The 15,464-nt window shown below is 72.4% G+C and carries 8 protein-coding genes; 1 reads left to right on the forward strand and 7 read right to left on the reverse strand.

Annotated features, from left to right (window positions below):
* Positions 1–160: 160 nt before the first annotated feature.
* From O1G21_RS13630 to O1G21_RS13660, 7 genes are all read right to left on the reverse strand, one after another.
* Positions 161–643 carry a CinA family protein gene (locus O1G21_RS13630; RefSeq protein ID WP_270143689.1) on the reverse strand — a complete coding sequence of 161 codons (483 nt, stop codon included), beginning with the start codon at positions 641–643 and terminating at the stop codon, positions 161–163.
* A gap of 17 nt (positions 644–660) precedes the next feature.
* Entirely contained in the window at positions 661–1,299 is a 639-nt protein-coding gene (pgsA, locus tag O1G21_RS13635) for a CDP-diacylglycerol--glycerol-3-phosphate 3-phosphatidyltransferase (protein ID WP_270143692.1), read from the reverse strand.
* A complete protein-coding gene (gene rimO / locus O1G21_RS13640; protein ID WP_270143694.1) occupies positions 1,296–2,801 on the reverse strand; it encodes a 30S ribosomal protein S12 methylthiotransferase RimO in 1,506 nt (501 codons plus the stop codon). Before rimO ends, pgsA begins: the two co-directional genes overlap by 4 nt.
* A 97-nt stretch (positions 2,802–2,898) precedes the next feature.
* Positions 2,899–3,759 (reverse strand): helix-turn-helix domain-containing protein, encoded by an 861-nt coding sequence (locus O1G21_RS13645; protein ID WP_270143696.1) that lies wholly within the window; start codon positions 3,757–3,759, stop codon positions 2,899–2,901.
* Positions 3,760–4,019: 260 nt separating this feature from the next.
* The gene (locus O1G21_RS13650) at positions 4,020–6,695 is read right to left on the reverse strand and encodes a DNA translocase FtsK (protein WP_270143698.1); all 2,676 of its coding nucleotides are present in this window, start codon (positions 6,693–6,695) and stop codon (positions 4,020–4,022) included.
* A 149-nt stretch (positions 6,696–6,844) separates the two neighbouring features.
* Complete coding sequence (locus tag O1G21_RS13655) at positions 6,845–7,483, reverse strand: response regulator (protein WP_270143700.1); 639 nt, start codon at positions 7,481–7,483, stop codon at positions 6,845–6,847.
* 296 nt (positions 7,484–7,779) lie between these two features.
* On the reverse strand, positions 7,780–12,306 hold the full coding sequence (locus tag O1G21_RS13660; protein WP_405000800.1) for a HAMP domain-containing protein: 4,527 nt from the start codon (positions 12,304–12,306) through the stop codon (positions 7,780–7,782).
* A gap of 465 nt (positions 12,307–12,771) precedes the next feature.
* On the opposite strand from O1G21_RS13660, the gene O1G21_RS13665 reads away from it, so the two are divergent.
* On the forward strand, positions 12,772–15,456 hold the full coding sequence (locus tag O1G21_RS13665) for a SpoIIE family protein phosphatase (RefSeq protein WP_405000639.1): 2,685 nt from the start codon (positions 12,772–12,774) through the stop codon (positions 15,454–15,456).
* Positions 15,457–15,464 lie beyond the last annotated feature (8 nt).

The following is a 15,464-nucleotide window of genomic DNA, read 5'->3' on the forward strand; positions in this document are numbered from 1 at the left end:
GCGGGCCCCTCGTGGTACCCGACCTGGCCCACCCGGCCACCGTCACGCAACTCGTTCGCCACCTGGTTTCTGCCCAACCAGGCCGTTGGATGTAACACGATCCTCCAGCTGAGCCATACCCGTACGCCGGTTCGACGGATCCCGGTCCGCTGGAGGTCCGTCAGTTCCGGCCGTCGAGCCGGCCGACGAGCAGCTCCAGTGCGGCGGTCACCGCTCCGTGACGGATTGTGGCACGAGCGCCCGACAGCAGGGGCGAACTGACCAGAGTTCCCCCCGGGCCCGCGACCGCCAGGTGTACCGTGCCCACCGGCTGCCCGTCCTGCGGTTCAGGACCGGCCACCCCGGTCGTCGCGATCCCGTACGTGGCCCCCAGCAGCCCGCGCACGCCCTCGGCCATCTGCCGGGCCACCACCGGGTGGACCGGACCGTACACGTCCAACAGGCCTTCGTCCACCCCCAGCACCGAGGCCTTCAGTTCGGTCGCGTACGCGGTGACCGACCCGCGGAAGGTAGCGGAGGCCCCGGGGACGTCCACCAGGGCGGCGGCCAGCAGCCCGCCGGTCAGCGACTCGGCGACGGCCAGGGTGCCGCCCTCGGCCCGCAGCGCGGCGTGCACCCGCTCGGCCAGCTCGTAGTCCCCCACCGAAGGTCTCCCGTTCCCTACCGGTCCGCGTGCTCCGCGGCCATGCCCTCGCGGCGCAGTCGCAGCGCCTGCCCGACGTAGTCCAGCGCGGTGCCGACGGTCAGCAGCACCGCCAGGCCCATCAGGACCGCCCGCCCGGTGGCCAGCCACCCGTGCAGGTCCAGCACGTACATGCCGACCGCGATGCCCTGGGTCAGCGTCTTGAGCTTGCCGCCGCGGCTGGCCGGGATGACCCCGAAGCGGATCACCCAGAAGCGCATCAGGGTGATGCCGAGCTCGCGGGCAAGGATCACCACGGTGACCCACCAGGGCAGGTCGCCGAGCACCGAGAGGCCGATCAGCGCCGCGCCCATGATCGCCTTGTCGGCGATCGGGTCGGCGATCTTCCCGAAGTCGGTGACCAGGCCCTTGCGGCGGGCGAGCTCGCCGTCGAACAGGTCGGTGATCATCGCGATGGCGAAGGAGGCCCAGGCGACCGAACGCCACTTGGGGTCGTGCCCGCCGTCGGCGAACAGCAGCGCCACGAACACCGGCACCAGCAGCAGCCGGACCATGGTGAGCACGTTGGCGATGTTCCAGACACCCGGCGCCGGCGGCAGGGCGGCCGCCGGTCTGCCCGGGTGGGCCGCGGCCGGGGCGCCGGGCCCCTTGGTCATTCCCCGGCTCCCGGAGCCTCGGCTCCCGCGGTCCCGGGCAGTCGCACCTGTTCCAGCGCCTCGGCGATCAGGTCGACGCCCTCGCTGGCCACCACGGTGGCCCGCCAGAACTGCCCGACCTCGGGGTCCTCGACGCCGTGCAGGGTGGTCAGGCCGTCGGTCTCCGGGGCCTGGTGGGCGGCGCGGCCCTCGACCACGCCGTCCTCGATCGACTCGATCAGCACCTCGACCTCGGTGCCGATCCGCTGCTCGGCGCGCTGGGCGGTCATCTCCTCGGCGAGCCGGCTCAGCCGGGCCAGCCGCTCGGCGACGACCTCCTCGGGCAGCTTGCCGTCGTAGGTCGCGGCCTCGGTGCCGTCCTCGTCGGAGTAGCCGAAGACGCCGATCGCGTCCAGCCCGGCGTGGGTGACGAAGCGCTCCAGCTCGGCGAAGTCCTCCTCGGTCTCACCGGGGAAGCCGACGATGAAGTTGGACCGGGCGCCGGCCTGCGGGGCCTTGTCCCGGATGGTCCCGAGCAGCTCCAGGAACTGGTCGGTAGAACCGAAGCGGCGCATCCGGCGCAGCACGGCGGGCGCCGAGTGCTGGAAGGACAGGTCGAAGTAGGGCACCACGTCCGCGGTCCCGGCCATCGCGTCGATCAGGCCGGGGCGCATCTCGGCGGGCTGCAGGTAGGAGACCCGCACCCGCTCGACGCCCTCGATCGCGGCGATCTCGCCGAGCAGCGTCTCCAGCAGCCGGATGTCGCCGAGGTCCTTGCCGTACGAGGTGTTGTTCTCGCTGACCAGGACGATCTCGCGGACGCCCTGCCCGGCCAGCCACTGGGCCTCGTGCAGCACGTCGGAGGGGCGGCGGGAGATGAAGGAGCCGCGGAAGGCCGGGATGGCGCAGAAGGAACAGCGCCGGTCGCAGCCGGAGGCGAGCTTGACCGAGGCGACCGGGCTGTCGTCCAGCCGCTTGCGCAGGGTGCGCGGGCCGGAGGCCGGGGCGAGGCCCTCGGGCAGGTCGGCGATCGGCTCGGCGGCGGCCTCGGCGCCGTGGCCGGGCAGTGCGACGGCCTCGGCGGCGGACTGCCGCTCGGCCGGGCTGATCGGCAGCAGCTTGCGGCGGTCGCGCGGGATGTGCGGGGCGTGGTGGCCGCCGGAGAGGATGGTCTGCAGGCGGTCGGAGATGTCCGCGTAGTCGTCGAAGCCGAGCACCCCGTCGGCCTCGGGCAGCGCGTCGGCGAGCTCCTTGCCGTACCGCTCGGCCATGCAGCCGACCGCGACGACGGCCTGGGTGCGGCCGTGCCCCTTGAGGTCGTTGGCCTCGAGCAGGGCGTCGACGGAGTCCTTCTTGGCGGCTTCGACGAAGCCACAGGTGTTGACGACGGCGACATCGGCCTCGGCGGCGTCGTCGACGAGCAACCAGCCGTCGGCTTCCAGTCGCCCGGCGAGTTCCTCGGAGTCCACCTCGTTGCGGGCGCATCCGAGCGTGACAAGGGCGACAGTGCGGCGTTCAGGCATAGGCCCAAGATTAACGCGCGGCCTCCGGTGCCGTTCGCCCCGGAGGCCGCGAGCCACGGATCAGCTGATCATCACCGGCCCCCGCGGGCCGCTGTGGTCAGCCCGCCTGCGGGTCTCCGGGGGTGTACGTGACGTGCACCACCTGGCCGTCCTTGCCGAGGACGCCGAGGTCCTTGCCGTTGACGTACGCGTGCACGGCCCCGCCGTTGCCGAGCACCAGCTTGATCTGCTTGGGGTCGGTGAAGGTCTGGTCCTGGCCGTCGCTGATGTTGTTCTGGAACAGCGACTTGCCGTTGCCGTCCGTCGCGGAGACCCAGCTGGTGCCCTGGGCGACCAGCTTCACGGTGACCTTGTCGGCCGGGACGGCGGCGATCGCCGCGGCGCTCGGCGCGGGCGCCGACGGCTGGACGGTCGGCGTGACCGGGGCGACCGAGCCGGTGCCGGAGCCGCTGGGCAGCGGCGCGCTGGCGGAGCCGGTGCCGGTGTGGCCGCTCTTGCCGCTCACCAGGTTGAAGCCGATCAGGGCGACCACCGCGACGATCGCGGCGACCATGGCCGCCGCCCAGTTCGGCCGGCTGCGGCCGGGCACCTTGATCGGGCCGCTGTCGATCAGCTGGGTGGCCGGGCGCTTGGAGGCCGGCGAGCCGCCGTGCGCGGCGTCGTAGCGGGCGACCAGCGCCTCGCCGTCGGCGCCGACCGCCTGGGCGATCGCCCGGATGTGCCCGCGGGCGTAGAAGTCGCCGCCGCAGCGGTCGAAGTCGTCCTCCTCGATGGCGTGGACGATCGGCACCCGCACCCGGGTCGAGGTACTCACCTGGTCCACCGTGAGTCCCGCCTCGATCCGGGCGGCGGACAGCACCCGGCCGATGCTCGGGGCATCGGCCGCCGGCACGGCGTCGTCGGTCGGCTCGACGGGTGACGGGGCGTTCTCGCGGTCGGAGGACTTGCCGATGGTCACGGGGCACGCCTTTCGAGCGGATGGCCACCTGCTGGGGAACAGTCTAGGGGCGTGGGCGGATCGTTTCTCAAGCGGAGCGGGCCGAATGCGACGCGCCCACTCCGACCGGCGGCACACCCCCGCTGACCGGCGGTCAGCAGGGGTCACGCACGGCCCCCGGGGTGCGCTTCGCGGCCTGTGACGCGGCGTACGGGCATTCGGTTCCCCCCAGCGCGCCTACCCTCCCCCGAACGAGTGAACCCCTCGGAAGCAACGGCCCGTCAGCCCCGCAGGGTCACCAGCACCCCGTCCAGCTCGTCCGGCTTCACCAGCACGTCGCGGGCCTTGGAGCCCTCGCTCGGACCGACGATGCCGCGCGACTCCATCAGGTCCATCAGCCGGCCCGCCTTGGCGAAGCCGACCCGGAGCTTGCGCTGGAGCATCGAGGTCGACCCGAACTGGGTGGAGACCACCAGCTCGGCCGCCTGGATCAGCAGGTCCAGGTCGTCGCCGATCTCCTCGTCGATCTCCTTCTTCGGCCCGGCCCCGGCCATCACGTCGTCCCGGTAGACGGCGCTCAGCTGGTCCTTGCAGTGCTGCACCACTCTGGCGATCTCCGCCTCGGTGACGAACGCGCCCTGCATGCGGATCGGCTTGCTCGCGCCCATCGGCAGGAACAGCGCGTCGCCCTTGCCGATCAGCTTCTCCGCGCCGGGCTGGTCCAGGATGACCCGGGAGTCGGCCATCGCGGAGGTCGCGAAGGCCAGCCGGGACGGCACGTTGGCCTTGATCAGACCGGTCACCACGTCCACCGAGGGCCGCTGGGTGGCGAGCACCAGGTGGATGCCGGCCGCCCGGGCCAGCTGGGTGATCCGGACGACCGAGTCCTCGACGTCGCGCGGCGCGACCATCATCAGGTCGGCCAGCTCGTCGACGATCACCAGCAGGTACGGGTACGGCCTGAGCTCCCGCTCGCTGCCCAGCGGCGGGGTGACCTTGCCGGCCCGCACCGCCGCGTTGAAGTCGTCCACGTGCCGGAAGCCGTACGCCGCGAGGTCGTCGTAGCGCATGTCCATCTCGCGCACCACCCACTGGAGGGCCTCGGCGGCCTTCTTGGGGTTGGTGATGATCGGCGTGATCAGGTGCGGGATGCCCTCGTACGCGGTCAGCTCGACCCGCTTGGGGTCGACCAGCACCATCCGCACCTCGTCCGGGGTGGCCCGGGCGAGGATCGAGGTGATCAGGCAGTTGATGCAGGACGACTTGCCCGCGCCGGTCGCACCGGCCACCAGGATGTGCGGCATCTTGGCGAGGTTGGCCATCACGGTGTGGCCCTCGACGTCCTTGCCCATGCCGACGACCATCGGGTGGGTGTCCTCGGCGGCCGTGCGCGAGCGCAGCAGGTCGCCGAGGTTGACCATCTCCCGGTCCCGGTTGGGGATCTCGATGCCGACCGCGGACTTGCCCGGGATCGGGCTGATGATCCGCACGTCCGGGCTGGCCACCGCGTACGCGATGTTCTTGGCGAGCGCGGTGATCCGCTCCACCTTGACGGCCGGGCCGAGCTCGACCTCGTAGCGGGTGACCGTCGGGCCGCGGGTGAAGCCGGTGACCTTCGCGTCCACCTTGAACTCGGCGAAGGTGCCGGTGAGCTGGGCGACCACCTCGTCGTTGAGGGCGCTGCGGGCCTTGGCCGGGCCGCCGCGCTCCAGCAGGTCGAGCGAGGGCAGCGCGTAGGTGACGCCCTCGCCGAGCTGGAGCTGCTCCATCCGCACCGGCGCCGGGCCGTGCTCCGCGGGCGCGCCCGGGCCGCCGCTGCGGGCAGCCGGGACGGCGGGCTCCTCCGGCGCCGCGGTGAGGTCCTTGACCTGGTGCATCATGTCCGCCACCGCCGAGGAGGCGGGCACGCCGTAGACCAGTGCGCCGTCCAGGTCGGCGGCCGCGCCGGCGGCGAGGTCGCGGGTGGCGTACGGGTCCAGCGGTTCCTTGTCCAGGGAGACGCGGACGGCCTCCGGCTCGTCGTCCTCGACGGCCTGCTTGCGCCGGCGGCGGCGCCGGCGGGCGGCGACCTCGTCGCCCGGGTCGTCACCGTCGGTGTCCACGGTGAAGGGCAGCGCGTCCGGGTCGGCGTCCTCCGGCGGATCGGTGGACAGCTCGCGCTCCGGCGTACGCCCCCAGTGCAGCTCGTCCTCGGGCCCGGGCTCGACCACGCCGAGCCTCATCCCCATCCCGCGCACCCGCTCGCCGATCCGGTTGACCGGGGTGGCGGTGACCACCAGCAGGCCGAAGAAGGCCAGCAGCAGGAGCAGCGGCACGGCCAGCACCGCGCCGGCGGCGGCCATCATCGGGGTGGACGCGGCCCAGCCGACGATCCCGCCGGCCGCCCTTATCCGGGTGGCGCCGCTGCCCATCGAGGGCGCGCCGCAGCCGATGTGGACCAGGCCGAGGATGCCGATCAGCAGCGTGCTCAGCCCGATCACGATCCGGCCGTTGGCCTCCGGCAGCTCCGGGTGGCGCCAGAGCCGGATCGCCATCCCGGCCAGCAGGAACGGCACCAGCACGTCGAGCCGCCCGAACAGCCCGGACACCACGGCGGTGGCCGCCCCGTTCAGCCAGCCCTCCGAGCTGAACCAGGTGCCGGCGGCGACCACCAGCGCGAGCGCGAACAGCAGCAGCCCGAGCCCGTCCTTGCGGTGGGCCGGGTGGAGGTTCTTGGCGCCGTCGCCGAAGCCGCGGAAGATCGCGGCGATCGGGCTCGCGAGCGCGTTGAGGGCGCTCATCAGCACGGACCGGCGCGGCGGGGGTGGCGGGGCCGACTTGGCGGCCGCCTTCTTCGCGGGGGCCCTGCGGGCGGCCGCCTTCTTGGCGGGCGGCTTGCCCGGGGCCTTGGCCGCGGCCTTCTTGGACGGTCCCGGACTCGGTTTGCGTGCGGCGTTTCCGGGCGTACGAGTGGCCATGGGTCAGCAGCCTACCGGGGTCGACGACCCGTGCCCACGCGGCCGAGCCGGGGCGCCCGGACGTGTCGCAGACACACCGTCACACTGATCGTCCTTCACCCGTCCGCAGCAACAGAACCACCCGGACGGGTGAACATCCGACGGTCGGTCTACGCGGTGCCCGGGCGCATCGCGTCCAGGGCCCGGCGCAGGCCGACGAGCTTGCGCTCCAGGTGCGCCGCGGTGGCGGCCACCCCGGCGTCCTCGGACCCGTCCAGCTGCTTGCCCAGCGCCTCCGCCTGCTCCTCGACCGCCGCCAGCCGCGCGGACAGCTCGCCGAGCAGCGCCCCGCCGAGGGCCGGCTGCTCGCCGCCGCCCTCCTCCAGCTGCAGCCGCAGCAGCGCGGCCTGCTCCTTCAGCTGACAGTTCTTGACGTACAGGTCGACGAAGACCGAGACCTTGGCGCGCAGCACCCACGGGTCGAAGGGCTTGGAGATGTAGTCCACCGCGCCCGCCGCGTAGCCGCGGAAGGTGTGGTGCGGGCCGTGGTTGATCGCGGTCAGGAAGATGATCGGGATGTCCCGGGTGCGCTCGCGGCGCTTGATGTGGGCGGCGGTCTCGAAGCCGTCCATCCCGGGCATCTGGACGTCCAGCAGGATCACCGCGAAGTCGTCGGTCAGCAGCGCCTTGAGCGCCTCCTCGCCGGAGGCGGCGCGCACCAGCGTCTGGTCCAGGGCGGACAGGATCGCCTCCAGCGCCAGGAGGTTCTCCGGCCGGTCGTCGACCAGGAGGATCTTCGCCTTCTGCATCGGGGCTCGCCCTCCTGTCGCCTGCCTGCCGCCCGGTGTGGGCACTCGCGTACTGCCCACCGCTACCCCGGTCATGCTAGCCGCACCCCCTCGCCCGGCACATCGCTCCGTCGTGACCCGATCCGGAGCCGCGCGCGGTCAGTGCTCCGGCGTACGCTCAGCAGCGTGTCGCCATCCGGTCACTGTTCGCAACGATCGGTGACCCTACCGGGTTCCCGGGCCCGACCGCCAGCAAACCGGCGGGCCGGTGGGCGCGAACCCGGGGTCCGCGCCCGCCGGCGGCTCACCCGCTCCACTCACTCGCGCGCGCGGTCGCCGTTCAGCCACTCCGACATCACCGACAGCAGGTGGTCGGTCTCCACCGGCTTGGTGATGTGGTCGGTGGCGCCCGCCTGCAGCGACTTCTCCCGGTCGCCCTTCATCGCCTTGGCGGTCAGCGCGATGATCGGCAGACCGGCGAACTGGGGCATCCGGCGGATCGCCTCGGTGGTCGCGTAGCCGTCCATCTCCGGCATCATGATGTCCATCAGGACCAGCGCCACGTGCTCGTGCTGCTCCAGCATCTCGATGCCCTCGCGGCCGTTCTCCGCGTACAGCACGGTCAGCCCGTGCTGTTCCAGCACGCTGGTCAGGGCGAACACGTTGCGCACGTCGTCGTCCACGATCAGCACCTGCTGGCCGTCGAAGCGGGTGTCGCCGCGGACCGGGCGGGGCTGCTGCACGGGCTCCACCACCCGGGGCGCGGCGGCGCTCTCCAGGGCGGCGTTGCGCCGGCGCTCCATCGCCCCGCGGCGGCGCTCCTCGGCCATCTCCCGGACCTCCTGGGCCCAGTGGTCGGCCGGACTCTCGCCGACCGGCACCGGCAGGCCCACCGGGGTCACCCCGACCGAGGCGCGCGGCGCCGGCGGGTTCGGGGTGGCCGGCCGCTCGACCGGCCGCTCGGCGGGCGCGTCCGGGGCGTCGGTGCGCAGCGGCAGGTAGAGCGTGAAGGTCGAGCCCTCGCCCAGCTCGCTCTCGGCGTGGATCTCGCCGCCGAGCAGCCGGGCGATCTCGCGGCTGATCGACAGGCCGAGGCCGGTGCCGCCGTACTTGCGGCTGGTGGTGCCGTCGGCCTGCTTGAACGCCTCGAAGATCTCCCGCAGCTTGTTGCCGGGGATGCCGATGCCGGTGTCGGAGACCGAGAAGGCGATCAGCTCGTCGTCCGGGCCCTGGATCGAGCCGAACTCCAGCAGCCGCTCGCGCACGTGCTGCGGGACGTCCCGGCCGGCCGGGCTGATCGAGAAGTCGACGCCGCCGTTGTCGGTGAACTTGACCGCGTTGGAGATCAGGTTGCGCAGCACCTGCTGGAGCCGCTGCTCGTCGGTGTGCAGGGTGACCGGCAGGGCGGGCGAGACCCGCACCGCGAAGTCCAGGTTCTTGTCGACGGCGACCGGCTGGAAGGTGGCCTCGACGTAGTCGACCAGCTGGACCAGGGCGATCCGGCTCGGGCGGACGTCCATCTTGCCGGCCTCGACCTTGGACAGGTCCAGGATGTCGTTGATCAGCTGGAGCAGGTCGGAGCCGGCGCCGTGGATGGTGTCGGCGAACTCGACCTGCTTGGGCGAGAGGTTGCCCTCGTTGTTGTCGGAGAGCAGCTTGGCCAGGATCAGCAGCGAGTTGAGCGGGGTGCGCAGCTCGTGCGACATGTTGGCGAGGAACTCGCTCTTGTACCGGGAGGCCAGGGCGAGCTGCTCGGCGCGCTCCTCCAGGACCTGCCGGGCCTCCTCGATCTCGCTGTTCTTGATCTCGATGTCGCGGTTCTGCTGGGCGAGTTGCTCGGCCTTCTCCTGCAACTCCTCGTTGGTGCGCTCCAGTTCCTCCTGACGCGCCTCCAATTCGGCGGACCGCATGGAGAGTTCGGCGGTGAGCCGCTGGGACTCCAGTAGCAGGCCCTCGGTCTTGGTGTTGACGCTGATGGTGTTGACGGTGACGCCGATCAGGTCGGCGATCTGGTTGAGGAAGTCCAGCGCGACGGTGGTGAAGGAGCTGAAGGTGGCCAGCTCGATCACGCCCAGCAGCCGGCCCTCGAACAGCACCGGCAGCACCACGATGTGGGTCGGCGAGGCCTCGCCGAGGCCGGAGGCGATCTTGAGGTACCCGGGCGGCGCCTCCTTGACGATGATCGCCCGCTTCTCCACCGCCGCCTGGCCGATCAGCGACTCGCCCGGCCGGAAGGTGGTCGGCATCGCCCGCCGCTGGTAGCCGTAGCTGCCGATCAGGCGCAGCACGGTGTCGTTCTCGTCGTCGTCCTCGGTGATCAGTTCGGCGGTGCGGCCGGCCGGCTGGGCGAGGAAGAAGGCGCCGTGCTGGGCGGAGACCACCGGGGTCAGCTCGGTCATGATCAGCGAGGCGACCGCCTCGAGGTCCCGGCGGCCCTGCAGCAGGCCGGAGATCCGGGCCAGGTTGGTCTTGAGCCAGTCCTGCTCCTGGTTGGTGCGGGTGGTCTCGCGCAGGTTGGCGATCATCTGGTTGATGTTGTCCTTGAGCTCGTCGAGCTCCCCGGCGGCGTCCACGTCGATCCGCAGGCTCAGGTCGCCCCTGGTCACCGCGGTGGCGACCTGGGCGATCGCACGCACCTGCCGGGTCAGGTTGTTGGCCAGCTCGTTCACCGACTCGGTGAGGTCCTGCCAGGTGCCGTCCACCCCGGGCACCCGGGCCTGGCCACCGAGCCGCCCGTCGGTGCCCACCTCGCGGGCGACCCGGGTGACCTCGTCGGCGAAGGCGGAGAGCTGGTCGACCATGGTGTTGATGTTGGTCTTCAGCTGGAGGATCTCGCCGCGCGCGTCGACGTCGATCTTCTGCGAGAGGTCACCGCGGGCGACCGCCGTGATCACCAGCGCGATGTTGCGGACCTGGCCGGTGAGGTTGTTGGCCATCTGGTTGACGTTGTCGGTCAGGTCCTTCCAGATGCCGGCCACGCCCGGCACGCTCGCCTGACCGCCCAGGGTGCCGTCGGTGCCGACCTCGCGGGCCACCCTGGTGACCTCCACCGCGAACGCGGACAGCTGGTCGACCATGGTGTTCAGGGTCCCGGCGAGCGTCGCGATCTCGCCCTGGGCATCGATGGTGATCTTCTTGGAGAGGTCGCCGCGGGCCACCGCGGAGGCGACCTCGGCGATGTTGCGCACCTGTCCGGTCAGGTTCGAGGCCATGAAGTTGACGTTGTCGGTCAGGTCCTTCCAGATCCCCGACACCCCGCGCACCCGCGCCTGGCCGCCCAGGATGCCCTCGGTGCCCACCTCGCGGGCCACTCGCGTGACCTCGTCGGCGAAGGCCGACAGCTGGTCGACCATGGTGTTGACGGTGGTCACCAGCTCCAGGATCTCGCCCCGGGCGTCGACGGTGATCTTCTTCGACACGTCGCCGCGCGCCACCGCCGTGGTCACCTCGGCGATGTTGCGGACCTGACTGGTCAGGTTGTTGGCCATCAGGTTGACGCTGTTGGTCAGGTCCTTCCACGTCCCGGACACCCCGGGCACGCTCGCCTGACCGCCGAGGATGCCCTCGGTGCCGACGTCCCGGGCCACCCTGGTCACCTCGTCGGCGAAGGAGGAGAGCTGGTCGACCATCGTGTTGATGGTGTTCTTCAGCTCCAGGATCTCCCCGCGCGCGTCCACCTGGATCTTCTGCGACAGGTCGCCCTTGGCGACCGCGGTGGTCACCTGGGCGATGTTGCGCACCTGGTCGGTCAGGTTGTTCGCCATGAAGTTGACGTTGTCGGTCAGGTCCCGCCACACCCCGGCCGCCCAGGGCACCTGGGCCTGACCGCCGAGCCGCCCCTCGGTGCCCACCTGGCGGGCCACCCGGGTCACCTGTTCGGCGAAGCCGGAGAGCTGGTCCACCATCGTGTTGATGGTGTTCTTCAGCTCCAGCATCTCGCCGCGCGCGTCCACCTCGATCTTCTGCGAGAGGTCCCCGCGCGCCACCGCCGTGGTCACCTGGGCGATGTTGCGCACCTGGCCGGTCAGGTTGTCGGCCATGAAGTTCACCGAGTCGGTCAGCTCGCGCCACACCCCGGCCACGCCCGGCACCTGCGCCTGACCGCCGAGCCGCCCCTCCGTACCGACGTCCCGGGCCACCGTGGTGACCTGCGCGGCGAAGCCGTTCAGCTGGTCCACCATCGTGTTGACGGTGTTCTTCAGCTCCAGCATCTCGCCGGCCACGTCGACGGTCACCTTGCGGGACAGGTCGCCCTTGGCCACCGCCGTGGTCACCTGGGCGATGTTGCGCACCTGCGCGGTCAGCCGGCCCGCCATGGTGTTGACCGAGTCCGCCAGGTCCTTCCAACTGCCGGACACGCTGCGGACCTTGGCCTGCCCGCCGAGCTTGCCCTCGGTGCCCACCTCGCGGGCCACCCGGGTCACCTCGTCGGTGAACTCCGAGAGTTGGTCCACCAGTCCGTTGACGGTCCGGCCGATCTTCAGGTACTCGCCGCGCAGCGGGTGGCTCACCCCGTTGCTGTGCAGCGAGCGCAGCTCCATCTTCTGGTCCAGGTCGCCCTCGGCGATCGAGGTCAGCACCCGGCCCACCTCGGCCATCGGACGGGCCAGGTCGTCGATCAGCGCGTTGCAGTTGTCGACGGCCGCCATCCAGGCGCCCTCGCCCGCACCGGTCTCCAGACGCTCGTTCAGCCGGCCCTCGCGACCCACCGCCCGCCGCACCCGGGCCAGTTCACCGGTCAGGTGCTGGTTGCGCTCGGCGACCTCGTTGAACACCGCGGCGATCTCCGCCAGCGGCCCGTCACCCGGGACCGTCAGCCGGCGCCGGAAGTTGCCGTCCCGCATCGCGGTCAGCGCGGCCAGCAGCTTGCGCAGCTCGGCGGGCTCCGCGCTGCGGTTGTGGCCCGGTCGCCGGCCGGCCGCGATCCGCGGCGCGGTCCCGGACCGCCCGCCGCGCGGCGCGGGCGGCGTCGTACCGGTTGCGTCCTTGGTGGCGTCCTTGATGGCCGAACTCAACGGGCCCCTCCCACATCGTGTGAACTGTCCGGTGACCGCCGTGCCGGAACGGCACGAACCCTGGCACCGGCCCGGCTGGGCTGTGTACCGGCCGGACCCTCCGGACCACCGGCACCCACACGACCGTACTGCTCCCACCGGCCGTCGCGGACCCCCCAGTCTGGCAGTACTGGCGCCGGGTATACGGCCGGTTGCGCTCGGTTGTCCCCGCACCGTCCGAAACAGGTGGGCAGAATCACCCTCAGGTGCCTGTTTCACGGCCCCGCCCTCACGGGGAACCAAGCGGAAAGTAGGGTGGAGCGCTGCACCGGGCCACGACCCGACCCAGCGCCGCCGCTCACCCCGACGGCGCGCCCGGGGAGGTCGGCGCCGCACCCCGGACAGTCAGGGCCAGAGCAGCAGAGGAGAAGTGGCAACGTGGTCACCGCGCGCGCAGCCGCCACCTTCGACCCCGACGGCCGGTCCGCGGCCGCCGCCCGGGGCTTCGTCCGGGACGCGCTGCTCGGCTGGGGCCTGCCCGAGGTCGTCGACGACGCCGTCGTCCTGGTCAGCGAACTCGTCACCAACGCCGTCGTGCATGCCGGCACCGCCGCCGAGGTCTGTTGCCTGCGCGAGGAGCAGACCGTCCGGATCGAGGTCACCGACCACCACCCCGAGCGCGGCCTGCCCTCCCTCGGCGACGGGCCGGTCTCCGCCTCCGACCGCTACGCCGACCCCGACGGCGAGGGCGGTCGCGGCCTGCTGATGTGCTCCGCGCTCGCCGAGCGCTGGGGCGTCGAGTACGCGGCCGGGCAGAAGACCGTCTGGTTCCGGCTCACCCTGCCCGCACACGTGACCGGCACCCGCTACGCCGTTCCGGCCACCCCCGGCAGCGACCTGCCCAGCGGCCCCGGACCGGTGCACGTCGCCGTCGTCCAGCTCGACGAGGACGGCCGCGTGCTGGCCTGGAACCCCGACGCCGAGGCGCTCTTCCACCACCCCGCCGCCACCGTCCTCGGCCGCCCCTGGGCCGACCTCGCGGTCTGGCCGCAGACCCCCGGCCACGGCCCCGGCCTCACCGACACCCTCCGGCTGGCCCGCTGGGAGGGCGGCTACGGCCTGCGGCTGCCCGACGGCGAGGAAGTCGAGGTGTACGGCGTCCAGGTGCGCGTGCGCGACACCGAGGGCGTCCCCTCCACCCTCTGCCTGCTCGTCCTCGAACCCGACCGCGCCGTGCTGCGCTCCCCCGCCCGCGCCCTGCCCGGCGAGCGCGCCGACGCGGCCGGACCCCGGCTCGACCTGCTGGCCGGCCCGGTCGTCACCGACGACCTCGACACCCTGCTCCAGCGCACGGTCGAACGCGCCCGCGACCTGCTCGACGCCGACGCCGCCTACCTGCTGCTCACCACCGACGACGAGACCGAGTTCGAGGTCCGCGCCGCCACCGGCCTCACCACCGGGCACCGCCGGCATGCCCGCTTCCCGGTCGGGACCGGCAACCGCTACGACTCCGCCCGGCTGCCCTCCGTCCACGAGGACCTCACCGCCCGCCCCACCGGCCTGCCCCTGCTGGCCGGCAGCGGCATGCGCTCCCTGGTCACCGTCCCGCTCAAGGTCGAGGGCCGCCTCATCGGCTCGCTCGGCATCGCCACCGCCGCCCCCGGCCGCTACGACAACGAGGACGCGCTGCGCCTGCAGTTCGCCGCCGACCGGGTCGCCCTGGCCGTCGAGAGCACCCGGCTGACCGAGCTCGAACGACTGCGCCGCGGCTCGCTCTCCTTCCTCGTCGAGGCCTCCGACCTGCTGGCCGGCACCCTCGAACACGAGCAGACCCTCGCGCTGATGGCGCAGATGGCCGTCCCCACCCTCGCCTCCTGGTGCGCCGTCTACACCAACGGCGACCACGGCTCCTCGGCCGGCCTCGCCTTCGTCCTGCACGAGGACGAGGACCGGATCGACCCGCTGCGCGACCTGCTCGACAAGACCCCCTCCCCCGGGGCCGGACCCACCCACGGCGTCCGCTTCTGGACCACGCCCACCGAGACCGCCGCCGCCCGGGGCCTCACCGACAGCCCCGAACTCGCCGGCCTGCTCGGCGAGACCGTCGTCCTGCCGCTGACCGCCCGCAATCGGGTCATCGGCCTGCTCGCCCTCGGCGTCCCGGCCGGCGTCCGGTTCCGCCAGGAGATCCTCGAACTCGCCGAGGACCTCTCCCGCCGGGCCGCCCTCGCCCTCGACAACTCCCGCCTCTACTCCGAGCGCACCGCCACCAGCCAGGCCCTGCAGCGCAGCCTGCTGCCGCCGGACCTGCCCGAGATCCCGGGCGTCGAGGTGGACGTCTACTACCAGGCCGCGGGCGAGGGCAACGAGGTCGGCGGCGACTTCTACGACCTGTTCACCATCCGCGAGGGCACCTACGGCTTCGCCATCGGCGACGTCTGCGGCACCGGCCCCGAGGCCGCCTCCGTCACCGGCCTGGCCCGGCACTCGCTGCGCCTGCTCGCCCGCGAGGGCCTGGACGCCCCGCAGGTGCTGCGCCGGCTCAACGCGGCCATCCTGGACGAGGGTTCGCGCAGCCGCTTCCTCACCCTGCTCTACGGCGAACTGACGCCCCGCCCGGACGGCAGCACCGAACTGTCCCTGGTCTGCGCCGGCCACCCGCTGCCGCTGAGACTGCGCACCGACGGCCAGGTCGACCGGGCCGCCACCCCGCAGCCGCTGCTCGGCGTCATGGACGACCTCGAGCTCACCGCCGAGCACCTGGTGCTCTCCCCCGGTGAAGTCCTGCTCTGCGTCACCGACGGCGTCACCGAACGCCGGGAGGGCCGACGGATGTTGGGCGACGACGGCCTCGCCGAGGTGCTCACCGGCTGCACCGGCCTGACCGCCGGCGCGGTCGCGATGCGGGTGCAGCGCGCGGTCGAACGCTTCGCCCCGGAGCCGCCGTCCGACGACATGGCGATCCTGACCCTGCGGGTGCCCCACCAGCGTCAGTCCTGACCGGCGTC

The organism is Kitasatospora cathayae (assembly GCF_027627435.1).
Classification (GTDB): Bacteria; Actinomycetota; Actinomycetes; order Streptomycetales; family Streptomycetaceae; genus Kitasatospora; species Kitasatospora cathayae.